Origin of the sequence: Methanococcoides burtonii DSM 6242 (assembly GCF_000013725.1) — an archaeon.
Taxonomy (GTDB): Archaea; Halobacteriota; Methanosarcinia; order Methanosarcinales; family Methanosarcinaceae; genus Methanococcoides; species Methanococcoides burtonii.
Window position 1 is genome coordinate 1,105,920 of sequence record NC_007955.1, and the last position, 21,819, is coordinate 1,127,738.

Sequence of the window (21,819 nt, forward strand, 5' to 3'; positions counted from 1 at the left end):
TGAGCAGTTAGATACTAAATATGGGACTAATTGTAGAGATTGGATTTTACAGATATATTTCAAAACTGCCAATATGACTAGCATCGGGCTTAAAGGATTGGATGTTATAAAATGAATGGGTATGGGGGCACCAAAAATGAAAAATGCACTTGACAAAATGCTTAGTAATCTGTACAAAGGGCTATGGGCTGTTGATGCAAATAACAAATTCATTTACTTTAGCAAAGGGATGGAAGACATTACCGGTATTTCAGAAGAAAGGATAATCGGTAAAGATATTAAGGATTTCATGGAAGTTGCACAACTATGCGTTGGTGACGAAACACATTTTACTGAGCTTTCCCTGCAGGCAAAAGACAAATTAAAACCTACCAGATACCACTCCCTTTCATTCCTGACACCTGAAGGAAATCTCAACCTGCTTAGCGGGCATATAATTCCAATGCTTAACGGGTCTGATAAATATACGGGATTGATCTGCACCGTGGAAAGTGTATCAGAACAAAAGATCCGGGAAAAGACCTTCAAGGACATGATAACTTCAAAGAAGGAACTTGAAGAGATATACAAGAACAGTCCGGTAGTTGCTTTTCTCTGGACAGCTGAAAAGGACTGGCCAGTGGAATTTGTCTCCGACAACATTACACAGTTCGGATACACGCCGGAGGATTTTACTTCAGGGAATATGATATATGGTGATATAGTACACCCTGATGACCTTGATTTTGTACGTAATGACATTACAAGACTTGAAATTGAAGGTCGTCAATTCTTCTCAAAGGAATATAGGATACTGACACGAGCAGAAGAACCTAGATGGGTCGCTGAAAGGTCTTTAATGGTACCTGATGAAGATGGGAGACCATCTTACTACCAGGGAATAATTATCGATGTGACCGACAGAAAACTGGCGGAACAGGCATTACTGGAGACCGAGAAACGGTTCAGGCTAATATTTGAGAACTCACCACTTGGCATCTTCACTTTTGATAAAGACGGAATAATAACTCATTGTAACACTAACTTTGCAATGATAATGGGTGCTTCAATGGATAAGATCATTGGATTGAATATATTGAGAAGTATCAAAGACAAAAAAATGACAGACGCTGTTAAACCGGTGTTTGCAAGAAAGACCGGTCATTATGAAGGTAAATGCGTATCAGCACTCAGCGGAAAGGTCACACCCATCAAAGCAGATTATAGCCCGAACATAGCGGAAGATGGCAGTATCCTTGGTGGGATCGGCATCATTGAAGATATCACAACCCGAATCGAATCAGAAGAAGCATTGAAAAAATATGCAGAAGAACTTGCTATTGCCAACGAGGAGCTAAAGAGCCTGGACCAGATGAAAGACAGGTTCCTTTCAAATGTCAGCCATGAACTGAAAACACCACTTACATCCATCAAAGGTTATACTGAACTCATTTATGACGAATCGCTTGGAACTTTGAGCGAACAGCAAAAGGAAGTAGAAAAAACAGTCCTTAGAAATGCAAATAGATTAAAGAGACTTGTTGATTCACTCCTCTATATCAGCAGGGCACAATCAGGCAATGTTCAATATCTGTTCGAACCAGTTTCTATCGTAGAAATTGTAGAGATGACATTACAAGACCTTAAGATCCAGATAGAAGAGAAGAAACTAGCAGTTGAGAAGGACATCCCAAATGATATTCCAACCATCAACGGAGACAGGGATAAACTCACAGATATGCTAACCAATATGGTGGACAATTCTATAAAGTTCACACCAGAAGGCGGTTCGCTTAAATTTACCATCAAGGAAGAAGATGAATTCATCCATATTGTGTTAAAGGACAATGGTATTGGAATTCCACCCGACATGATTCCTATGCTATTCCAGAGATTCTATCAGATAGATGCTTCAAGGACCCGCAAATATGGTGGCACAGGACTTGGACTTTATATATGCAAAGAGATAGTCACCGCTCACAAAGGGAAGATCTGGGTGGAAAGCAAAGGAGAGAACAAAGGTACGGAGATGCACATCCAGTTACCTAAATAAGCATCATTCTTTTTTCCATTTCAGTATATGGAATATTTAAAGAAACCGATTCGTTTTTAAGGTTTTGTGGCATACCACGCTACATAATTAGTGGATTCCATTTATTTTAAAGATAATTAAGAGGTATTCAAGTGAGCGATATTTTAAGAAGAGGGCGACTTGCATCTGTTCCTGATGAAGAGATAATTAATTTCACTTCATCGATGAACGCTGACAAATGGATTTTCAAAGCGGATATTCTGGTAGATCTTGCACACACGATCATGCTCAAAGAGAGAAAGATCATCAAAGCAGAAGACTGCAAGAAGATACTGGAAGGTTTGCTCACGATAAAAGAGGAAGGTATCGAAAAACTTGACCACACTTATGAAGATATCCATATTTCACTTGAATCAAGGCTCATTGATATGGTTGGGGAAGATACAGGTGGCAGAATGCATTCCGGTCGCTCACGAAATGATGAGGTTGCGACATGTATCCGACTCACGTTGAGAAATGATCTGTTGCTGCTCATGGAAGAACTTATCGCTCTAAGAAATACGCTTAACGATACCTCATCAGAAAATCTCAATACACTTATGCCGGGATTCACGCACCTCCAGCATGCACAACCAACTACCCTCGCCCATCACCTGACCGCCCATGCAAATGCCATAGGCCGTGATCTCGAACGTACGATGGATTGCTATAAGCGTGTGAACCTGAGCCCTCTTGGTGCAGCTGCCTTTGCATCCACAGGCTTTGACCTCGACCGGGAAAGAACATGTAAACTCCTTGGTTTCGATGGCCTGATCGAGAACTCAATGGATGCGGTAAGCTCAAGGGATTTCCTTATAGAATCAGCATCGGTATTTGCAAATCTTATGATAAACCTGAGCAAGGTGGCAGAAGAGATCGTGATATGGTCCACCTCGGAGTTCGCATTCATCGAGCTGGATGATAGATATGCATCCACTTCATCCATAATGCCACAGAAGAAGAACCCTGACACCGCTGAACTCCTGCGTGGGAAGAGCGGGGTTACAATAGGATCCTTAATGTCACTTCTGGCCATCTGCAAAGCACTGCCTTTAAGCTATAATCGCGACCTCCAGGAAGCCACTCCGAACATCATGCAATCCCTTGAGACCACAAGAGCATCGGTCAGGATCATGAACGGCATGATAGCCACCATGAGCATAAACAAAGAAAATATGGCAGGCCTTGCGACTGCAGGATTTACAACAGCTACCGAACTTGCAGATACAATGGTACGTGTATGTGACATACCATTCAGGACCGCACACCAGATAGTAGGCGTGCTTGCCCGCGGGAGTGGGGAACCAACTCTCGGAGAGATAGATGCGGTCGCACACAATGTGATAGGTGAAAGCCTAAGTTCCAGAGGCCTTACGGAAAAGATGGTAAAGGAAGCACTTGATCCGATACTCAATGTCAGTAAAAGAAGTGTTATTGGTGGCCCATCTCCAGAAAGCATGGAACGTCTCATAGAAAGCTCAAGGGAAAGAATAGCCAACAATACAGAGATTCTCGAATCCCTTATAGCTAACAGGGACAACGCAATAGAAAGCCTCTTTTGCGAAGTTGAAAAATGCATCGATGTGTGATATATTACAATTATTTTGATGAGTGATCATAATGGATTTTGAACTTGGTGACAGAATAAGGATAGAAAAGGACGGGAATACCTATGAAGGCATTGTGATGCCTTCGAATACTGACCATATTGTCGTAAAGATGGTAAGCGGCTATAATGCAGGAGTTGACCCTGAAGGAGCGAGCATAACGCTTCTAGAGAAAGCAGGTCCAAAAAATGCTCCAAAGGCTAAGCCTGACAAAGCAAAAGGACAAAAAAAGTTGCCCAAGGTGACAATACTTTCCACCGGCGGCACCATTGCCAGCAAGGTCGATTACCGTACAGGTGCTGTTACTGCACAGTTCTCCGCAGACGACATCGTTGATGCGATACCGGAATTGACCGAGATAGCAGATATCAATGGAAGGGTACTCTACAACATCCTGTCCGAAAACATGAAGGCAGAGTACTGGACAGAACTTGCAGGAGCTGTAGCACAGGAGATAGAGAATGGTGCAGATGGCATAATCATCGCACATGGTACTGATACCATGATGTATTCAGCAGCAGCACTATCTTTTATGTTGAAGACCCCAGTGCCGGTAGTCTTTGTCGGGTCCCAGAGAAGTGCAGACAGACCAAGCAGTGATAATGCAATGAACGCCATATGTGCAACAAAGGTTGCTGTCAGTGATATTGCAGAAGTATGCGTTGTCATGCACGACACCACCAGCGATGACAGATGTGCCATCCATTTCGGAACGAAGGTCAGGAAAATGCACACATCGAGAAGGGATGCTTTCCAATCCATCAACTCGGACCCTATAGGCTACATCGACCATTCGACCCATAAGATAGAGACTGTACTCCCATTTTCGAAACGTGATAGCCAAAAACTTGAACTAAAGAACACCCTCGAACCAAAATGCAGCCTTGTAAAGTTCGTCCCTGGTGCCAATCCCGATGTTCTTTCCTACTACATTGATTCAGGATACAAAGGCCTCGTCATAGAAGGAACCGGGCTGGGACATGTTTCAACCGACTGGATCCCAAACATAAAACGTGCCACTGAGAATGGAATCCCGGTAATAATGACATCACAGTGTATAAGTGGACGTGTCTGCGACAGAGTATATGATACCGGAAGGGATATTCTAAAAGCAGGTGCAATCGAAGGCGAGGATATGCTACCTGAGGTCGCATTGGTAAAACTTATGTGGGCTTTGGGACAGAGCAATGATGTCGACGAAATTAAAGAGATAATGAGATCAAACATTGGTCATGAAATGACCGATAGCACATTGAAGTGAAAATATTGCTTCAACTTTTTTTTAGAATAATAATTTAAAAAAAGAAAGATATTGGCGCAATTATGCGCCAGTTTCTTTAAATGTCTTAGAACCTTACATCCATATCAGCAACCATCTGCTGGCTTGCAACATCAACCATCTTGATATTTGCAGTTGTTCCAGATGGTGCAAGGTTATTACCATTATAAACACCCGTTGCGTTAGAGCCATCAAGATAGTAAACTCCACTAAGATTATAAAGATAAAGTGAGTCTCCAGCTTCAAATGATTCGTTTACAGCATCGAGAGCATATAGATTTACAGCATTACCGTTCACAGTAACACGCGTATTTGCGTCAGTAAAAGTTACCATGTCTCCACCCTGATGCTCAAGCTTGAGAACATTATTGCCACCAAGTTCAGCTGGAGCTCCCCTAACACTTGCCTGTGGTGCAGTCTCAGGTGCACCCATTCCAAACACGAATGCTGCAATGACAGCAGCAAGGATGACAGTGATAGCGACCATCAGGATAACACCAATGACCGGGGACACTGCATCTTCATTTCTATTCATCTTTAACATATTATTGTCCTCCATATATCGTTACTAATTATTTTGTATAAGATTGTTGCTTCTTCTGCACTACTTTTTCAAGCTTCCGAGTCCACATTTCATCATTCATTTCAGTGTACTCGCACTCAAGATAATGCTGGACCGCCACGCTCAAAGCTTCCTTTGTGGATGGTTCATTTGTCTTTTTCTTGAGTTCTTCAAGCTGGTCCTCAGTAAGCACAGTTTGTGCATGTACTATTTTCATGAGAACTTCTCCTGATAGTATAGCAATATGAATAAACATATTACTGCCTCATCATAATTATAATTATAATACGTATTGTATATAACGCTTTCGCCATTAAAATGAGAAGGGATCACAATATTAAAATGAAGCCAACTGGTCTTGAAAACAAATAATTTAATACAAAAATAAAAATAAAAAGAAGCTCAGACGGAGCTTAAAATGTCCGGATCATGTTATGATCTTATCTAATTGCCCGGATTCAATAGCACGACGTACCTCAAAGGCAACGCGCCTTCCAGTACTCATAGGTTTACGCCATAATGTATTAGCATATGGATGGCCAACAGACATGTGAACGTTCGTCCCACCGCCAACCCGTGGAGCAACATCATAAATGTGGAAGTTCAGATCTTTATCAATGCATGTCTGAAGACAGAAAGGACCAATGACCCCGGGGTCATAGAACTCCTTGGATGCTTTGATATACATTTCTGAAAGTTTGAAAACCTCCTCAAGGAGAGACTCGCGAAGTGTTGCAGAATTGTGACCACATACTGTGTACTCAGGAGTTAACTGATGCTCTGCGAGATTCATCTGCTGTGGTGCCGGAAGCCTGACATAACCGTCCAGACTTGTCTCGAACCTCCAGTCAACACCAAGGATCTCGGTCTTGTTCATTTCTTCCTCGATAGGAGAATGGAACATATCAAAATTGAAGACCGGACCAATAATATAGCGCTCGATCCTTGCTTCCGCAAGGGCTTCCCTTGTAATTACACCCTGTTTGATAAGGGACTCGGACTTCTCCACATATTCACTGTAAGTTCCGGCAGTGAAGAACCCACGCTCAAGTTTCTTTACTGCATGAGGGAGCTTTACCATTACAAGCTCATCAATGTCTTCAGGATCGTTTATCCTTTCAGGGAATGGGAGACCAGCCTTCTCAAGAAGCCAGTAATAATCCTGGTCCATACCGCGCTCCTCACTTCGGAGCATGTTCCTGCTTCCGACCATTGGTACACGGAAATCGTTCTCGACCTCATCGATGTCACAGTAAGAAGTAAAGGATCTGTTAGGTATGAAAAGAACATTGTCGTCCACAAGCTTCTGCTGGTTCTCTGGAAGCATGAGCTCATTGAATTTATCATATACAACATGATCATCAACGATACCGCGCACAACATTGCCATTGGCATCCCTTTTTGACTTGAAGTACTCGGTATATGTTTTTTCACGACCCGCCTGGCATATTGCAAAGGTCTCGAAATTTTCCTCGATGGCACCGTCAAATACATCCAATCCTGAATGAGAAGCAACTGTACCGATCTTTATGTCATCAGTATAATAGCTCTCCGCAATCTCAATAATCTCTTTCCTGTCGATCATTATTTTTGTTCTCCGGGTTTTTGTGATACAATGGCACAGTCGTTATAAAAGACTTATTCTTAAGAATAAGACCATTATTCTAAAAGACGACGAAAAGATCAGATCGACCCGATGAACAATGCGATCAATAAGGGAGTTATGAAAGTTTCAATGGCTGCTGCCACCAAAAGCAAAGGAGCTACAAAACGGAAGAAAATATTCAGACCCTGCAATAACTCCTTTTTGAGATCAACATCCTTACCGGTAAGTGTATTGAACACAAGCAAACCCATCCTGAGCCCCATTGCAGCCGAGATCAGTATCATGGGCAATTCTATCACACCATGAGGAAGAATTGCTATGCCAACATAAACAAGACCATTATCCATTGATTCAAGATAGGTGACCACGCCAAGGACATAACCGTTCGACACCACGAACACCAAAGGAATTATGCCAAAGCCCAATCCGAATACGAACGCAATAAGACTTTTTATGGCATTGTTGAAAAAAATGAAAAGCATTATTTCAAAAACGTTCAGGCTCTTGATAAATTCCACAAGTTCCTCCAAGCCTTCAAGGGACAGGGTGGAAGAAGAAGGATCAAATGCCGTATGAGCATAACCGACAATAACAGAGATAATGAACAATAGTACAATGATACATATTTCCGGCATAAGACCACGAAGATACTCACACACATTGCAGCCACCATTGCGAGTAGTTATCCCAGCTACATCAACAGAAATATCGTTGTTCACATCCATTTTTATCATATCCCGAATGCCATTCTGATAGTGTTCCTGCATGCAGGTGAAAGACCAAGGATGATTATCACCATCTTGACGAACGTCCTCAACCTCTTTGATTCCTCATCAGCAACGAATTGAGTGTCTATAATGTAGATCACCGGAAGAAAGATGGCGAGTTTCAGAGGGAACATGACAAGCGCAGTACCGGTCAGATCGATCAGATAAGCAGGAACAACGTGCTTTTCATAGTATCCAAGGATATCAACACCAATAAAAGTGGACGAGGCATCCAGAAGATGAGACCAGATTATCATCATGTTCAAAGGATCCTTTACAAAGGACACACCTGCCCTATTAAAAGCAAGATATATTGACCCTGCAAGGACCGTTCCCAGTAAAACGATCGCAACAAGAATGAACGGGCGAGTGATATCTTCCACTACGAGAAGAGTAATGATATTGATTGCGAACCAGCATAAACCAAGTAACGCAAAAGGCACTTTCCAGTCAGAGACCTTTTCTGAAGAAGCTATCGATCTGGACAACAACAGACAGAACACTGTGACAACGAACACAAAGAAATAGATATTGGGAGTGATGAACAGATAGCTCAAAGGTGCATCAAAAACACCCGCATCCTCGATCACCCTTAAAGATGAGCCTGCGAGTATGAAAGGAATGATGGAAAATACAAACTTGTCATCAACCTCGACATTCCATTTCTCAAGCAACCAGGCAACCGCAAAAACACAAATTCCCAATATCAGTGCCCAGGTAAGGGTATTCACTACATTGTATCCACTATCCTGAAAGATCGGTTCAAGATAATAACGGTTCACAAATTCCAAGATCTTATCTACATAAGGGCACATTATTTCTCACTGTTGCAAAAGCTGTAGGAATAACCTAATAACACTAATGCTTAATAATATATGGTGTCAGAAATACAGATAAACATATACACATGGATGTGACGCATGATATGAACGGACAGAAGAAATGGATGCAGCTACCAAGAAATGTTGTGATAGGAAATGGTGTCATCAACGAGGTCAGAGATGTCTGCACAGACCTGAAACTTATCGACAACGCATTAGTGGTCACAGGAAAGAGTACTAAGGGGATAGCAGGTGAGATAGTTCAGGATTCATTGCAGGATGCGGGCCAGAATGTAGAACTCGTAATATCAGAATCAGCATCTATGAAAGAAGTTGAAAGGATAAGGAAGCATGCAATTGAATCCGGCACCAAATACTTTTTGGGCGTTGGTAGCGGTAAAACTATCGATGTTGCTAAACTTGCTGCCACTGATCTGGAAGTGCCGTTCATAAGTGTCCCAACAGCTGCCTCACATGATGGTATCGTTTCTTCGAGAGCTTCCATAAAGGATGGGAAGACCACTACATCGGTCCAGGCTAATGCACCAATGGCAGTTATTGCAGATACTGAGATCATAGCCAATGCACCCTACAGATTATTAGCAGCCGGCTGTGGAGACATTATCTCGAATTGTACCGCAGTGCTTGACTGGCAACTCGCAAGCCGTCTCCAGAATGTGCAGTTCAGTGAATATGCCGCTGCGCTCGCAAGTATGACCGCACAAATACTTATCGATTCAGCAGATTCGATAAAACCCGAACTTGAAAGCTCTGTCAGAATGGTCGTTAAGGCACTTGTATCAAGCGGAGTCGCAATGAGCATTGCCGGCTCATCAAGACCTGCATCCGGCTCCGAGCATATGTTCAGCCATGCACTTGACCGGGTAGCAGATGAACCGGCACTTCACGGGGAACAATGCGGGGTTGGTACAATATTGATGATGTACCTTCATGGCGGTGACTGGAAAAAAATAAGTGATGCTTTAAAGCTGATAGGGGCACCCACGACTGCCAAAGAGCTGGGTATTGAAGATAAGTATATATTAGAAGCACTTGTACTCTCACATACTATCAGACCAGAAAGGTATACCATACTTGGAACAGGGCTGACACCCGATGCCGCTGAAATAGTCGCAAGGAAGACAAAGGTCATATCCTAAAAAAGGTCTGAATTCAGGGATTATCAGTATATCTATATCTCTATAAGAAGAGCGGGTTTGATAAACCCATAAATTATCATATATTATTAAGGTCATTACGATCTCATAACACAAGGTGATTAAATGGAGGACATGGATACCACTATAACGCTCATTGGAACCAGACTCGCAAAAGAAGGTGTAGAGTTCTTCTTCGATGGAGATACGCCGGAATGCGAGCAGTGCAAACTGAAAAACACCTGCATGAGCCTTGAAAAAGGAAAGAAGTACAGGGTAGTAAAGGTAAGGAACAATACCCTTCATGAGTGTTTTGTCCATGATAAAGGAGCGATGGTCGTCGATGTTGTTAAAGCACCGATCTTTGCATTACTTGACTCAAAAAAGGCTATCGAAGGTTCAAAGATAAGATATCAGGCACCAAAATGTGATGAGAAACTGGATGCTGAAACATATGAGCTTTGCTATCCAAAAGGGCTTCGCAACGGAGAAAGGTGTACCGTTCTGAAAGTAATGGGCACTGTAGAGATGGAAGCTGACCCTTCAATTACATTGAAGAAGGTCGAGCTATTACCCTGACTCGAATGTCTTTTATATTAATACCGGAACATGTCCTAGATATACCTAATAAGTGAAAATTGAAAGAGGTACTAAAATGTCGGACACACATGAAAAAATCGACCATGAATTTTATACAACAGAGCGCTGGAGCAACTGGCTAGGTCAAGTGAAAGAAAGCGGATTCGAGTTCAAGGAAGAAGAGGATAACTCCGGGAAAGAAGGTGCGATTTTTGTCACTATGGAAGATGACATCATTCTCGCATGCCTGAAGGTCATTGCAAAATACGAGAATAAGACACTTCCTTTAGATGATGCGATCGCGATAATCAAGGATATCAGAGATATTACACTCGAAGAGGTCGAAACTGTATCCGAGGATATTGATATGATGCTCGAGTCTGTACAGACAGCCCTTGCAGGAAGCTTCGCAGCATGTGAGTGCTACATAGCAGGCGACTTTGATAAAGAATCAAGCATCGAAGATCTCATTGCAGTAGCGATCGAATATGAAGAAGCAGAAGATATTGACTCAGCCATAACATGCATTGCACAGGTCGGAGCACTTATACTGGACGGTAAAAGTCTGCCAGAAGCTGCAATGGAAGATCTCCCATACGGCCTTGTTGCAGAGTGGCTCGATGGTATTGATTCCGTTGAAGCTGCCATGATCGGAGCTGATGGTTACAAACAGGATGACGGAGAGGACGACGGCTCCTGATTCTTTTTTATATTGAAATTCTGTATCTTATTTTATTGACCATATCGCCTACTTGCGTTCCTGATATTGATTTCACTATTTTTAATCGCTATTTTTCACTTTGGTTTACTTCATATTTTCTTTACAGAATTTGCGTCCACATAAGTTTCGCTTTTATAAGTTGTGCATAGTATTGACAAGAACAAACCCGAATTGTTTTTATGTAATCACAATATCATATGAGTAACACAAACGGTGTACAAACGTATGAACACCGTGCTAAATTCAAACTTCTCGAAAAATGGGATGATCAGATGAACATTGGTTGTCTTGCATTCCTTTTCATCGAAAAGTGAAACAGTTTGAAATTAAAATCCAACACATTAGAGGTATAATAAATGAGCGAAAAGATAGGAATTTTAGCCATTGGCCACGGAAGCAGACTGCCTTACAACAAAGAAGTTGTTTCAGAGATAGCAGCTACAATTGCAAAAAAACACCCTGACTATGTGATAAAAGCAGGTTTCATGGAGAACACCCTTCCAACAGTGATGGAAGCACTTGCTGATTTCGATGGAACAGGCGTTACAAAGATCATAGCTGTACCTGTATTCCTTGCATCAGGAGTTCACATCACAGAAGATATTCCGGAAATACTCAAGCTCGACCCTGAGACAAATGAAGGAAAGATCACAGTGGATGGAAACGAGATCCCGGTCACTTTTGGAAAACCACTGGGACACCACGAACTTCTTGCAGATCTCGTATTCGAGAGAGCAATGGAAGTAATGTAAACAGACCAATAACTATGAACGCAGGTCAGAAGGATGCGGTCGTGCTCGACCTGACGCACGCCGGAATTTCTGTTGCAAAAGAGATGGCAAGGCTTGGATATAATGTCCGTGCCATCGATGTCTATGATACACTGGACGATGCGACAATATCTGATCTGCAAATGTTTTTTCCAGTTCTTTCTTCAAAGGACGAATTTGAGCTAAAACCTACAGAAACTGTTGTAGCTCCAGTTCATCTTGACCCGGATTTCCAAGTACTGAAAAGTGCAAGAGAAAAAAGGAACCCTGTTGTTACCCATCATAAAATGGTCGGACAGCTTATCAATGAAAGTGAACGTCTTGCCGGACAAAAGGTCATTGAGATCACGGGTACAAAGGCCAAGACAAGTACTGCATCCCTCCTGGCAGATATTATTTCAAGGAAACAGACAGTGCTACTTCATACATCCAGAGGACTTGAATACTGGAAAGAGGGTATTGCCACAGTCATCCACAAAGGACTGAGCATTGCACCCGGAAGCATCCTCATGGCCATTGAGATCATGGAAAAGGAAAGGCTCAGACCTGACGTAATTATTTTTGAAACATCCATTGGAGGCACCGGATGTGCGGATATTGGAGTTATAACATCACTGGAACTGGATTACAGGATAGCCTCGGGCACTGCATGGGCAAGTGATGCAAAATTGCAGATGGTAGAAAATGCAAAGGCTGACAGTATTCTATTGATCAGTTCAAACGCAGAAAAAGCTATAGGATCTACCCGGAAAAAGAATATCGACACGATAACTTTTAGCGATGAAGCTGACAATGTTGCCGATGTGAACGTAATGATAAAAGGACATGAGGTTTCCATTCATAGACCAAATTCCACCATCAGAACGACCACAACAGAAGGATTCGACGTTTCTGCTTATACCATAGCCATCGCCGCAGCTTCTGCAATAGCAATTGCGTTAGGGGTTGATGAGGATGATATATCAGGAACAGTTCATGATTTTAAGGGCCTTACCGGAAGGATGACAAAGAGCGAACTTGAAAGCAGAATACTAATAGATAATTCCAATTCAGGAATGGACATATTGTCCGTAGAAAAAGCACTTGATTATGCCCTGACATCTGAAGAGGGAAAGGTTGTTATCGTACTTGGTGAAGAAGCAGAACAGGTTTGTGAAGGCCTTCCGCCTGAGAATGTGGCGAACCTCCTTCATAGAAGGGGAAAAATGATAGACAAAGTCATTTTAGTTGGAACCCGTATGCGTGATATAAAATATGATAACGCATATTATGTGCGCTCACTTGAAGAAGGAATAGAAACCGCCCTGATAAATTCTACCGCTTGCGACATTATATTGTCGTGTGTCAAATGTTTCAGATAAAAACGTATCATCATATATTTAATAAAATTCACTATCATAAATGAGGAACGAGCATGGACAAGAATATTACGATCATACACCCACGACCAAGTTCCATCGTGGCCGCATTGTACACTTTAAGGGACCTGAATGTCGATGTTGCAGTACTGCACGGACCACCTGGATGTTCTTTCAAGCATGCGAGATTGTTGGAAGAGGACGGCATACATGTAGTTACAACTGCCCTTGATGAAACCGGTTTCGTTTTTGGAGGGCATGATGCACTCGTGAATGTGCTCCATAAAGTGAACGAGATGTTCAAACCGAAGCTAATCGGTGTTGTGGGCACCTGTGCCAGCATGATAATCGGAGAGGAAATGCATGAACCGGTCATGGAAGCAGACCTTGATGTGCCGGTGATAGAAGTGGAAGTGCACGCAGGTTACAGGAACAATACAAAAGGTGTGATCATTGCACTTGAATCCGCACTCGATGTAGGTGTTATTGACAAGACAGAGTTCGAAAGACAGCGTGCCCTGCTCGAAGAAGCGACCAATGTCGAACTAAAACATGGTGCTGCAAGCCGGGAATATCTTGCGCCTTCACGCGGCGATGTGAAATATAAGGTTGCACAGAGGATAATCGAGCTGCTCAAGGAAGGTAAGCGCGGACTTGTCATCATGAACGCCAAAAAAGAGACAGGATATATGTTCGCAGACATCACAGTTGCGATCAACGAAGTAGCTGAGCAGCTTGGCAAAGCAGACAATATTATCAATATGGCAAATATCGATGAGAAGCTGGGACTTCCAAGAGTTCGCCACCATGCAGAATGCATCGCGAACGACCTGAAGGAAAGGGACGTTGTCATCCACGAGAACATTGGCGGACTTGACGAGTATCCTATTGCAGGGAATGCTGTTGACCAGCTGATAAAGGACAAGTACATAGACTTCGATTTTGCCGTGATAAGCGGGGTCCCGCATGCAATACCAATGGACCACATCTCCAATATGGAACTGATATCCGTTACCAACGGACCAAGACAGGTATTACCCCTTAAGGAAATGGGACACGAACATGTGATCGTCGAAATAGACCTGCATCCAAAGACACTCGGTGTCAACCACATCGTAGAATCCGAGTTCGGTGCAACACTGAGAGAAGTCGCAAAAGAATCATTATAAAACGGAGCATTCGCAGATGAGCGTACAGAAAAGAATAGCTATCTATGGAAAAGGTGGCATCGGAAAATCCAGTACTGCATCCAACGTTGCAGCCGCATGTGCCGATGAGGGATACACGGTAATGATAATTGGCTGTGACCCGAAAAGCGATTCATCCATCACCCTTCTTGGAGGAAAACGCATCCCGACCATCCTTGATCTTCTGCGTAAGGAAAAGGATGTGAAAGAGGAAGATGTCGTATTTACCGGTTACAATGGCGTGAAGTGTGTGGAAGTGGGCGGACCCGAGCCAGGTATCGGCTGTGCCGGACGTGGGATCATCGTGGCCATCCAGACACTTAAGAAGATATCAAAAACGCTGAACGAAATGGACCTTATCATCTACGATGTCCCTGGAGATATCGTATGTGGTGGCTTTGTAGCACCTATACGCAAGGGACTTGTAAAGGAAGCATATGTCCTGACTTCCGGCGAATATATGCCCCTTTATGCAGCGAACAATATCTGCCGAGGACTGGCAAAGATAAACACTCCCCTCAGCGGGATCATATGTAATTCCCGCAGTGTGAGCCGTGAAAAAGAGATAGTGACCAAGTTCGCAAGTGAGATAGGAACCGACCTTATGGCGTTCATACCAAAGGAACAGATCGTGCAGGATTGCGAAAGGGATGGTTTCTCGGTCATGGAAAAAGCACCAGACTCCAGCATTGCACAAGTTTATCGTGACCTTGCGAAGGCCATCATGCAACGCGATACTTCCGTTATGCCTGTTGCTCTTGACGATGAACGTCTCAGAGAGCTTACCAGATAAAAAGAGATATCATCATGCCATCCGCAGATAATAAAGAATTCAATATTCCAAGAGTGCTCCTTGCTGCTGACAGGTCATCTTCCGGAAAGACCACCATCACCGCCGGATTGCTGGCAGCCCTTAAGACCAGAGGCTATAATGTACAGCCTTTCAAGGTAGCCCTTGATTATATAGACCCGAGCTACCATTCCGAAATAACAGGAAGGAGAGCACGTAATCTTGATGGGTACCTCATGGGAGAGGATGGGGTCCTTGATGTGTTCGCACATGCATGTGAAGTGGATGGCAGAGCCGAGATCGCTGTTATCGAAGGTGTGAGAGGGCTTTTTGAGGGACTGGAAAGCATTGGGGATATGGGAAGCACCGCACAGATAGCAAAGATGCTGAAATGTCCGGTGATACTCATTATCAATGCCCGAAGTATCACACGCTCCGCCGCTGCACTTGTCAATGGATATAAGGACTTTGACCCTGACGTCAATATCGTAGGTGTCATACTCAACAATATCGGTGGCATAAGGCATGCAAAAAAGGCGAAGGAAGCTGTTGAGCATTTTACCAAACTTCCTGTACTCGGCATCATCCCAAGGGACAATGCCATGCAGATATCCATGCGTCATCTTGGACTTGTTCCCGCGATCGAGGAAAGACGCAGGGTCAATGATCTTGATGAACGTCTTGCAGCCATAGAGAAAAGGGTATCGGAAGGCATCGATATTGACAAGTTCATTGAGATAGCTCAACAGGCACAGCCCTTAAAGAAAGCAGAGAACACCATATTCATACACAGAAAGCTTGAAAGTGAAAGACCTGTGATAGGAATTGCACTTGACGAGGCTTTTAATTTCTATTATCATAACAATCTTGAGCTTCTGGAACTTGCAGGAGCGAAACTTGAATATTTCAGCCCCATCCATGATGAGAGACTGCCGAATATAGATGGACTTTATCTGGGTGGTGGTTATCCCGAACTTTATGCTGCTGAGCTGGAAGCAAATGAAAGCATGAGGGAGGACATAAGGAAAGCCTCAGAGAACGGACTACCCATATACGGCGAATGTGGGGGACTTATGTACCTGACCGAGAGGATCACTACCGGTGTGAAAGGAAAAGGAACATACCACATGGCAGAAATGCCGGAAGCCACCCATGAAATGGTCGGAGCACTTCCGGGACACTCGCTAATGGGGCACAAACGTGTGGTCAGTTACAATATAGGCCAGCTCGATGAAGATACAGTGATCGGCAGTAAAGGAAATTCGTTCATAGGACATGAGTTCCATCATTCAGAAGTGACCGAACTACCGGAAGATGCTGAATTTGCAATAAAGCTATCCCGCGGAACAGGAATACGTGACGGATGGGACGGACTGGTAAAGAACAATACCCTTGGTGCATACGCTCATCTGGAAGCAGCATCTTATAAAGAATTTGCAGCATCCTTCGTGGATTCCGCCATCAAATACAGAGGTAATAAAGAATGAGAGCAGAGATAGTAAAGGACCGTGTACTTGTAGAAAAAAAAGCTATTAATGAGTTTTACAATAATGGGTACTACGGCAGGCCTAAATCGAGCGGGCTTGAGCTCACACTTATCGAAGCTGTATATCTGGCATTCCGCGGGAAGATAGAGGTGGAACATGAAGGAAAGGTCCTGGAGTTTTCCGATCTTTTCAAGGAAGCTTCCATCTTGCAGCCCTCCTTCGAGCTTAAATATATCGTTTACAAGGACCTGAGAGAACGAGGGTTCTACGTACAACCCGGTGTGACCGATTTCCGCGTATACCCACGTGGCAGCCATCCCGGAAAGGGAGCGGCAAAGCAGTTCATCTATGTAAGGTCAGAAAGAGCACCAATGCCACTGAGGGACCTCTTGCGTTCCCTTGCAGCAGCCGAAAACGTTAGAAAGCAGATGGTACTCGCCATTGTAGATGAAGAGAGTGACATTACTTTCTACGATGTGAAAAGGCCACGCTTAAAAGGCGAGATGAAGGAACCCCTTTACCCAGACATCAATGCAGATGCCACTTTCCTTGAGGACAGGGTTGTCGTATGGGATGAGGAAGCTTCGAAAACCCTTTTTGAGAATGGCTTTTACGGGAAACCATTGGATAGCCAGAGATTGCAGCTTTCACTTGTTGAGTCCCGATATCTCCTTGAGAAGGGTGTCCTCAATATCAACAACAGACAGGATGAATCCATGGATGTGGATGCTTTTTCAAAGATGGCTTCGGAGATTGAACCCGAGTTCAATCTGAAGAGCAGTGTTTACACAGATCTTCGAGATAAAGGGGTCGTACCAAAGACAGGTTTCAAGTTCGGTAGTCATTTCCGTGTTTATTCACAGGTGGAATCACCAACAAAGATACCGCATTCCGAATATCTCATACATTCGATACCAATGGACCATGAATTTACACTCCCTGTCATGTCAAGGGCCATAAGGCTTGCCAACAGTGTAAGAAAGAGGATGCTTTATGCGATCCTCACAGATGATGGTGTCGATTACATCGATATTGGCAGATTAAAGATGTGAATATCCTTATTTGAATGAAAAACATTTATTAAGGATATTCCTGATTTCCCATTATGGAAACACTCTACCTTAAAAACAGTCAGATGAAAGAATTCGAGGCTAATGTCCTCGACGTGACCGATGATAGGTTCGTTGTCCTTAACAGGACGGCTTTCTATCCCAGTTCAGGAGGACAGCCACATGACACCGGGAAACTGGTCTGTGACCGCAAAGAGTATCCCGTCACATTTGTGGGTAAATTTGACGGCAAGATAAGTCACGAAGTCTCCGAGGCTGGATTGAAAGCAGGAGATAAAGTAAAAGGTACTATTGACTGGGACAGACGAAGCCTTTTCATGAAATACCACACTGCTGCCCATATTCTCAGTGCCATGATCCATAGTGAGACCGGTGCGAAGATATCCGGTAATCAGATCGCGGAAGAGAAGACAAGAGTTGATTTTAATCTTGAGGACTTCGACAGGGAACTTATAGGATCCTATGAAGCGAAGGTCAATGAGATCATAGACCGAAAAATCGATGTCGAGATAGAGATCCTCCCAAGAGATGAAGCCCTGAAGATACCTTCTGTGGTGAAGCTTAAGGATGCATTCCCGCCGGAAATAGAAGAGATACGGGTCATACGGATACCGGATGTAGATGACCAGGCATGTGGTGGGACCCATGTTGCAAATACGGGCGAAATACCACATATTGAGATATTCAAGGCAGAGAACAAAGGGAAGAATAACAGGAGGATCTATTTCAGATTCTTCTGATCATTTATTGAACAATTCTTTTTTTATTGGCCTTTACTCTGGCTACCTTGATCGCTGCCATCGTTCTCTTCAAAGTACCTTCTCGCCAGCAACACAAGACTTGAAACAACAAGTATCGCCAGGAAGAACGCGATCAATGTTCCTTCAAATGTGAGGTCCTGCCAGGAGTGTACGGATACCCACATACCACTGCGTGTCACGAAGGTAGCGAATATTACCAGTATGAACGAAACTATTGCCAGCATTGGAGCAAGGAAACGGTATTCACCATCACGGACCCTTGTTGCCGAATGCAGGAATGCGGTAGCTGTTATCCAGGGTATCAGGGAAGATGTCTCGACAGGGTCCCAGGACCAGTACCATGCTCCCCATCCGAGAACCTCGTATGCCCAAAATCCACCAAGACCTATACCTGCTGTGAGGAAAAGCCATGCCAGACGCATCCAGTTCCTTGTCAGTTTTATCCATCTTTCGTCATCGATAAGCAGTGATGCAAATGCTGTTGCAAAGGGTATCGTGAATGCAGCATACCCCAGGAACAGTATTGGTGGATGGACTGCCATCCAGGGGTTCCTGAGGAGCGGATTCATACCCTGACCATCGATGAGATGATAGACCGTAACAAAAGGATTCCAGTTGGAGGTTTCGATAGCTCCTCCGAAAACAGCGTAATAGGTCTCGAACGGATTCTTCAAGACAAGAAGAAGAAGGAAGAAAGCTACTATTGTGAGACAGACAGCCCTTGTAATATTCATTAACTTCGTATCTGCAATCTCTTTCGTGTTTCCTGTATATCGAATAAACAGAAGGATCATAAGCGTGAACCATGTCCAGAGCAGGAACGAACCTTCCTGACCTGCCCAGAGGGCAGAAAAGCGATAGAACCACTCAAGGTCTATGCTGGAATGCAGGTAGACATAGACATAAGATGCCGATACTGTGAACAGATAATATGTCAGCAGCATGATTGCAAATGTTGTTAGAACACTACACCATAGCTCGAACTGTTTTGACCGGGAAATTAAGCGTTCATCGTTTCGCAAAAGGCCGATGATAGCCAAACCTGCTGAACCTGTACCAAGAGTAAAGGCCAACCAGATAGATATCATACCAAAGTTCATTTTTTAGCCCCCTTACGAACTTTAGAGCCGTTATTTCGTTTACCATTAAGAGAAAATTCTGCTTTTAAGCTGCTGCTTTCAAGTGAACGGTCCACGAGCACAAGAGAGATGATCCCGGCAACCATAAGGAAAAGACCACCCCAGATGAATGTTATGAATGGAACTGTTCTGACATACAGACTGACCTCACCACTGCTTTCATTCAATGCCTTTGGAGCTATGAACAGCTCTTCAAAAATACCACGGTCAACATAGGTGGTAGTGAATGTCTGACCCCATTTGAAATCTGTTATGTATTTGACCTGACCACTATCAAAATAAGCACCTTTCTTATAGACATCGAAGGTAACATGGGTTGCGTAGGAAGAACCCGGATATTGTTTATATGGAGAACCTTCGAAAACAGAATGCATGTCTGTTACAGAAACTATGTAGTTCTGTCCTTCGAACTATCCGGGCGAGTCAACGGTCACGATATCCGAGCCTTCTACCTGCATGTTCGAGCTGGCAACAATACCTATGAGAATGAAAAGAATGCCAAGATGTATCACATGAGCACTTATGCCTTTGAGCTTCAGTATCCATGATCCACGTTCCATTGCCATGTACATCTTATAGAATGTAGCTACAACCGCCATGCCTGTTAATGGAACTGTGACATCGAGCGGAAGGTTCCCAAAAGGTGAGATGAAAGCGAAAACCAGAGAGATAAGGGCAGTAATACCCGCAACTAAGAGAGCCTTCTTTGCACCAAAGTAACCATAAAGCAGACATGTAGTGAGCAGTACGACCAATGCTGCTGTCGGTATTGCACTCCTGTCATTGAAATATTCAGCACCCATGCTGATCTCATTACCGGTGGTGAGCTTCACGACAAGTGGTGTCAGCATCCCCAGAGTGATGAGAGCAGCAAGCAGAAGCATTGTCAGCACACTTGCCAACATGATGTTACTGCTGTTTATGATGTCTTTGCTTTCTTTCATTGGATTCACAATCGTTATTTATATTAAAATATGTATCGGTATTAGTTTGAAAGTCCTGATATGAGTAATATATACAAATTTAGAAAATGTGACACCGAAATACCAAAAGCGATTCCATCTTATTGCCTATATCTGAAAAAAAACTAAAAGGCGGTAAAGTTTCCACCTTTAATGATCTAATTTCAGTCTACTTTTTGGAACTTTGAATGTACAGCTTCGCATATCGGACATCTTTCAGGTGCTTCGCCTTCTACAGTATTTCCACAGATATCACAGACGTAATAATCGACTTCTTCATTGCTGCCGATATTTTCCAGGGCTTTCGTATAAAGTCCAGCATGAATCTGCTCGACCTGATTTGCCATATCGAAGCTACGGACAGCTTGCTTATTACCTTCTTTTTCTGCTTCTTCTATAAAAGCAGGATACATTTCGTTGAATTCAAGGGTCTCGCCACTTATTGCTTCCTGAAGATTTTCTTCAGTGCTCTTGACGCCTCCCAGAACTCTCAAATGAGCATGAGCATGTACTGTTTCCGCAGCAGCTGCAGCTCGGAACAATTTGGCTACCTGTCCGAAACCTTCTTTGTCAGCCATTTTTGCAAAAGCAAGATATTTCCTGTTTGCCATTGATTCACCGGCAAACGCTTCGTTTAAATTTTCAATCGTACTCATGATATTCCTCCACATTATTTTGATATATTGCAGGATAACTGGGGACATATCAAATATATGGTTAATGGAAAGAAACAATGAAAAAGGAATGAGGATGAAAGGATGAGGTGCTCATAAAGTCCCTTTTTATATAGGCAAACCCCTTCATAAATTAGAAAATTTTATATGCAGATAAACTTATATGTACTGTGCAGGAGCTTAAAATGCAAAAAATATTCGTTCTCACAATTTTTTTATTTTTGATTGCTGCAACAAATGCACATGCATCATTTACTTCAGAAGCAGGCATGATCTCATATCAGATCAATGATTCTGACCGAATCGCTGTTGGGAATGTAACCAATATCCAGGAACATCTCAAATACTCTGTAGTAACGATAAAAGTAGATGAATGGCTGATGAGACCACTTCCATCGAATGAAATTGAGGTGATTTCGGAAATAGGTTCTATGTCTATCAACAATAATGAACCTCGATTTTACTGGTGAAT

23 protein-coding genes are annotated in these 21,819 nt (G+C 43.2%); 14 read left to right on the plus strand and 9 right to left on the minus strand.

The genetic code is table 11. From position 1 onward, the window contains the following. Window positions 1-136: 136 nt before the first annotated feature. The 3 genes from MBUR_RS05275 (at window position 137) to gatD (ending at window position 4,918) form a co-directional block, all read left to right on the plus strand. Entirely contained in the window at window positions 137-2,032 is a 1,896-nt protein-coding gene (locus MBUR_RS05275) for a PAS domain S-box protein (protein ID WP_011499108.1), read from the plus strand. A 131-nt stretch (window positions 2,033-2,163) separates the two neighbouring features. Then, window positions 2,164-3,639, plus strand: coding sequence for an argininosuccinate lyase (gene argH, locus MBUR_RS05280; protein ID WP_011499109.1), 1,476 nt, complete (start codon window positions 2,164-2,166; stop codon window positions 3,637-3,639). Between the two features lie 31 nt (window positions 3,640-3,670). Further along, window positions 3,671-4,918: a Glu-tRNA(Gln) amidotransferase subunit GatD gene (gatD, locus tag MBUR_RS05285; protein ID WP_011499110.1), complete on the plus strand. Its 1,248-nt coding sequence runs from the start codon at window positions 3,671-3,673 to the stop codon at window positions 4,916-4,918. A gap of 85 nt (window positions 4,919-5,003) precedes the next feature. On the opposite strand, the gene MBUR_RS05290 is transcribed toward gatD, so the two are convergent. From MBUR_RS05290 to MBUR_RS05310, 5 genes are all read right to left on the minus strand, one after another. After that, a complete protein-coding gene (locus MBUR_RS05290) occupies window positions 5,004-5,480 on the minus strand; it encodes a type IV pilin (RefSeq protein ID WP_011499111.1) in 477 nt (158 codons plus the stop codon). A gap of 28 nt (window positions 5,481-5,508) precedes the next feature. After that, entirely contained in the window at window positions 5,509-5,715 is a 207-nt protein-coding gene (locus MBUR_RS05295) for a DUF5371 family protein (protein WP_157196653.1), read from the minus strand. A gap of 210 nt (window positions 5,716-5,925) precedes the next feature. Next, entirely contained in the window at window positions 5,926-7,083 is a 1,158-nt protein-coding gene (locus MBUR_RS05300; protein ID WP_011499113.1) for a formate--phosphoribosylaminoimidazolecarboxamide ligase family protein, read from the minus strand. 98 nt (window positions 7,084-7,181) lie between these two features. Continuing rightward, window positions 7,182-7,871: a stage II sporulation protein M gene (locus MBUR_RS05305; protein WP_157196654.1), complete on the minus strand. Its 690-nt coding sequence runs from the start codon at window positions 7,869-7,871 to the stop codon at window positions 7,182-7,184. Further along, window positions 7,835-8,686: a DUF63 family protein gene (locus MBUR_RS05310; protein WP_011499115.1), complete on the minus strand. Its 852-nt coding sequence runs from the start codon at window positions 8,684-8,686 to the stop codon at window positions 7,835-7,837. The genes MBUR_RS05305 and MBUR_RS05310 overlap by 37 nt, the downstream gene beginning before the upstream one ends. Before the next feature lie 92 nt (window positions 8,687-8,778). Here MBUR_RS05310 and MBUR_RS05315 point away from each other — a divergent pair, with 92 nt between their 5' ends. The 10 genes from MBUR_RS05315 to alaXM all read left to right on the plus strand — a co-directional run bounded on the left by MBUR_RS05315 (window position 8,779) and on the right by alaXM (window position 18,551). After that, window positions 8,779-9,852: an NAD(P)-dependent glycerol-1-phosphate dehydrogenase gene (locus MBUR_RS05315; RefSeq protein ID WP_011499116.1), complete on the plus strand. Its 1,074-nt coding sequence runs from the start codon at window positions 8,779-8,781 to the stop codon at window positions 9,850-9,852. Between the two features lie 123 nt (window positions 9,853-9,975). Beyond that, a complete protein-coding gene (locus tag MBUR_RS05320; protein ID WP_011499117.1) occupies window positions 9,976-10,428 on the plus strand; it encodes a UPF0179 family protein in 453 nt (150 codons plus the stop codon). 76 nt (window positions 10,429-10,504) lie between these two features. After that, window positions 10,505-11,128 carry a DUF2150 family protein gene (locus MBUR_RS05325; RefSeq protein WP_011499118.1) on the plus strand — a complete coding sequence of 208 codons (624 nt, stop codon included), beginning with the start codon at window positions 10,505-10,507 and terminating at the stop codon, window positions 11,126-11,128. A gap of 377 nt (window positions 11,129-11,505) precedes the next feature. Next, on the plus strand, window positions 11,506-11,901 hold the full coding sequence (gene cfbA / locus MBUR_RS05330; protein WP_011499119.1) for a sirohydrochlorin nickelochelatase: 396 nt from the start codon (window positions 11,506-11,508) through the stop codon (window positions 11,899-11,901). Between the two features lie 14 nt (window positions 11,902-11,915). Next, entirely contained in the window at window positions 11,916-13,280 is a 1,365-nt protein-coding gene (gene cfbE / locus MBUR_RS05335; protein WP_011499120.1) for a coenzyme F430 synthase, read from the plus strand. A gap of 53 nt (window positions 13,281-13,333) precedes the next feature. Further along, a complete protein-coding gene (gene cfbD / locus MBUR_RS05340) occupies window positions 13,334-14,446 on the plus strand; it encodes a Ni-sirohydrochlorin a,c-diamide reductive cyclase catalytic subunit (protein ID WP_011499121.1) in 1,113 nt (370 codons plus the stop codon). 16 nt (window positions 14,447-14,462) lie between these two features. Continuing rightward, window positions 14,463-15,257 carry a Ni-sirohydrochlorin a,c-diamide reductive cyclase ATP-dependent reductase subunit gene (cfbC, locus tag MBUR_RS05345; protein ID WP_011499122.1) on the plus strand — a complete coding sequence of 265 codons (795 nt, stop codon included), beginning with the start codon at window positions 14,463-14,465 and terminating at the stop codon, window positions 15,255-15,257. Window positions 15,258-15,271: 14 nt separating this feature from the next. Continuing rightward, on the plus strand, window positions 15,272-16,741 hold the full coding sequence (gene cfbB / locus MBUR_RS05350; protein WP_011499123.1) for a Ni-sirohydrochlorin a,c-diamide synthase: 1,470 nt from the start codon (window positions 15,272-15,274) through the stop codon (window positions 16,739-16,741). Beyond that, window positions 16,738-17,793, plus strand: a complete 1,056-nt coding sequence (gene endA / locus MBUR_RS05355) for a tRNA-intron lyase (RefSeq protein WP_011499124.1) — start codon at window positions 16,738-16,740, stop codon at window positions 17,791-17,793. The genes cfbB and endA overlap by 4 nt, the downstream gene beginning before the upstream one ends. A 53-nt stretch (window positions 17,794-17,846) precedes the next feature. Further along, window positions 17,847-18,551 (plus strand): alanyl-tRNA editing protein AlaXM, encoded by a 705-nt coding sequence (alaXM, locus tag MBUR_RS05360; protein ID WP_011499125.1) that lies wholly within the window; start codon window positions 17,847-17,849, stop codon window positions 18,549-18,551. A 23-nt stretch (window positions 18,552-18,574) separates the two neighbouring features. On the opposite strand, the gene ccsA is transcribed toward alaXM, so the two are convergent. The 4 genes from ccsA to MBUR_RS05375 all read right to left on the minus strand — a co-directional run bounded on the left by ccsA (window position 18,575) and on the right by MBUR_RS05375 (window position 21,329). After that, window positions 18,575-19,672 carry a cytochrome c biogenesis protein CcsA gene (gene ccsA / locus MBUR_RS05365; protein ID WP_011499126.1) on the minus strand — a complete coding sequence of 366 codons (1,098 nt, stop codon included), beginning with the start codon at window positions 19,670-19,672 and terminating at the stop codon, window positions 18,575-18,577. Beyond that, entirely contained in the window at window positions 19,669-20,085 is a 417-nt protein-coding gene (locus MBUR_RS12940; RefSeq protein WP_052286206.1) for a hypothetical protein, read from the minus strand. Before MBUR_RS12940 ends, ccsA begins: the two co-directional genes overlap by 4 nt. 36 nt (window positions 20,086-20,121) lie before the next feature. Continuing rightward, on the minus strand, window positions 20,122-20,655 hold the full coding sequence (locus MBUR_RS12945) for a cytochrome c-type biogenesis CcmF C-terminal domain-containing protein (RefSeq protein WP_052286207.1): 534 nt from the start codon (window positions 20,653-20,655) through the stop codon (window positions 20,122-20,124). 182 nt (window positions 20,656-20,837) lie between these two features. Then, on the minus strand, window positions 20,838-21,329 hold the full coding sequence (locus tag MBUR_RS05375) for a rubrerythrin family protein (protein WP_011499127.1): 492 nt from the start codon (window positions 21,327-21,329) through the stop codon (window positions 20,838-20,840). A 203-nt stretch (window positions 21,330-21,532) separates the two neighbouring features. Between MBUR_RS05375 and MBUR_RS05380 the strand changes: the two genes are divergently transcribed. After that, window positions 21,533-21,817 carry a hypothetical protein gene (locus MBUR_RS05380; RefSeq protein ID WP_052286208.1) on the plus strand — a complete coding sequence of 95 codons (285 nt, stop codon included), beginning with the start codon at window positions 21,533-21,535 and terminating at the stop codon, window positions 21,815-21,817. Window positions 21,818-21,819 lie beyond the last annotated feature (2 nt).

What these genes read in the sequence shown, in the direction of transcription:
- MBUR_RS12940 (WP_052286206.1), bottom strand. Translation starts at nt 20,085, where the DNA reads ATGCATTCTGTTTTCGAAGGTTCTCCATATAAACAATATCCGGGTTCT.
- MBUR_RS12945 (WP_052286207.1), bottom strand. Translation starts at nt 20,655, where the DNA reads ATGAAAGAAAGCAAAGACATCATAAACAGCAGTAACATCATGTTGGCA.
- alaXM (WP_011499125.1), top strand. Translation starts at nt 17,847, where the DNA reads ATGGAAACACTCTACCTTAAAAACAGTCAGATGAAAGAATTCGAGGCT.
- MBUR_RS05380 (WP_052286208.1), top strand. Translation starts at nt 21,533, where the DNA reads ATGCAAAAAATATTCGTTCTCACAATTTTTTTATTTTTGATTGCTGCA.
- MBUR_RS05305 (WP_157196654.1), bottom strand. Translation starts at nt 7,871, where the DNA reads ATGCAGGAACACTATCAGAATGGCATTCGGGATATGATAAAAATGGAT.
- MBUR_RS05310 (WP_011499115.1), bottom strand. Translation starts at nt 8,686, where the DNA reads ATGTGCCCTTATGTAGATAAGATCTTGGAATTTGTGAACCGTTATTAT.
- endA (WP_011499124.1), top strand. Translation starts at nt 16,738, where the DNA reads ATGAGAGCAGAGATAGTAAAGGACCGTGTACTTGTAGAAAAAAAAGCT.
- cfbC (WP_011499122.1), top strand. Translation starts at nt 14,463, where the DNA reads ATGAGCGTACAGAAAAGAATAGCTATCTATGGAAAAGGTGGCATCGGA.
- MBUR_RS05300 (WP_011499113.1), bottom strand. Translation starts at nt 7,083, where the DNA reads ATGATCGACAGGAAAGAGATTATTGAGATTGCGGAGAGCTATTATACT.
- cfbD (WP_011499121.1), top strand. Translation starts at nt 13,334, where the DNA reads ATGGACAAGAATATTACGATCATACACCCACGACCAAGTTCCATCGTG.
- MBUR_RS05320 (WP_011499117.1), top strand. Translation starts at nt 9,976, where the DNA reads ATGGAGGACATGGATACCACTATAACGCTCATTGGAACCAGACTCGCA.
- MBUR_RS05290 (WP_011499111.1), bottom strand. Translation starts at nt 5,480, where the DNA reads ATGTTAAAGATGAATAGAAATGAAGATGCAGTGTCCCCGGTCATTGGT.
- MBUR_RS05275 (WP_011499108.1), top strand. Translation starts at nt 137, where the DNA reads ATGAAAAATGCACTTGACAAAATGCTTAGTAATCTGTACAAAGGGCTA.
- ccsA (WP_011499126.1), bottom strand. Translation starts at nt 19,672, where the DNA reads ATGAACTTTGGTATGATATCTATCTGGTTGGCCTTTACTCTTGGTACA.
- cfbA (WP_011499119.1), top strand. Translation starts at nt 11,506, where the DNA reads ATGAGCGAAAAGATAGGAATTTTAGCCATTGGCCACGGAAGCAGACTG.
- MBUR_RS05295 (WP_157196653.1), bottom strand. Translation starts at nt 5,715, where the DNA reads ATGAAAATAGTACATGCACAAACTGTGCTTACTGAGGACCAGCTTGAA.
- gatD (WP_011499110.1), top strand. Translation starts at nt 3,671, where the DNA reads ATGGATTTTGAACTTGGTGACAGAATAAGGATAGAAAAGGACGGGAAT.
- MBUR_RS05325 (WP_011499118.1), top strand. Translation starts at nt 10,505, where the DNA reads ATGTCGGACACACATGAAAAAATCGACCATGAATTTTATACAACAGAG.
- cfbE (WP_011499120.1), top strand. Translation starts at nt 11,916, where the DNA reads ATGAACGCAGGTCAGAAGGATGCGGTCGTGCTCGACCTGACGCACGCC.
- cfbB (WP_011499123.1), top strand. Translation starts at nt 15,272, where the DNA reads ATGCCATCCGCAGATAATAAAGAATTCAATATTCCAAGAGTGCTCCTT.
- MBUR_RS05375 (WP_011499127.1), bottom strand. Translation starts at nt 21,329, where the DNA reads ATGAGTACGATTGAAAATTTAAACGAAGCGTTTGCCGGTGAATCAATG.
- MBUR_RS05315 (WP_011499116.1), top strand. Translation starts at nt 8,779, where the DNA reads ATGGATGTGACGCATGATATGAACGGACAGAAGAAATGGATGCAGCTA.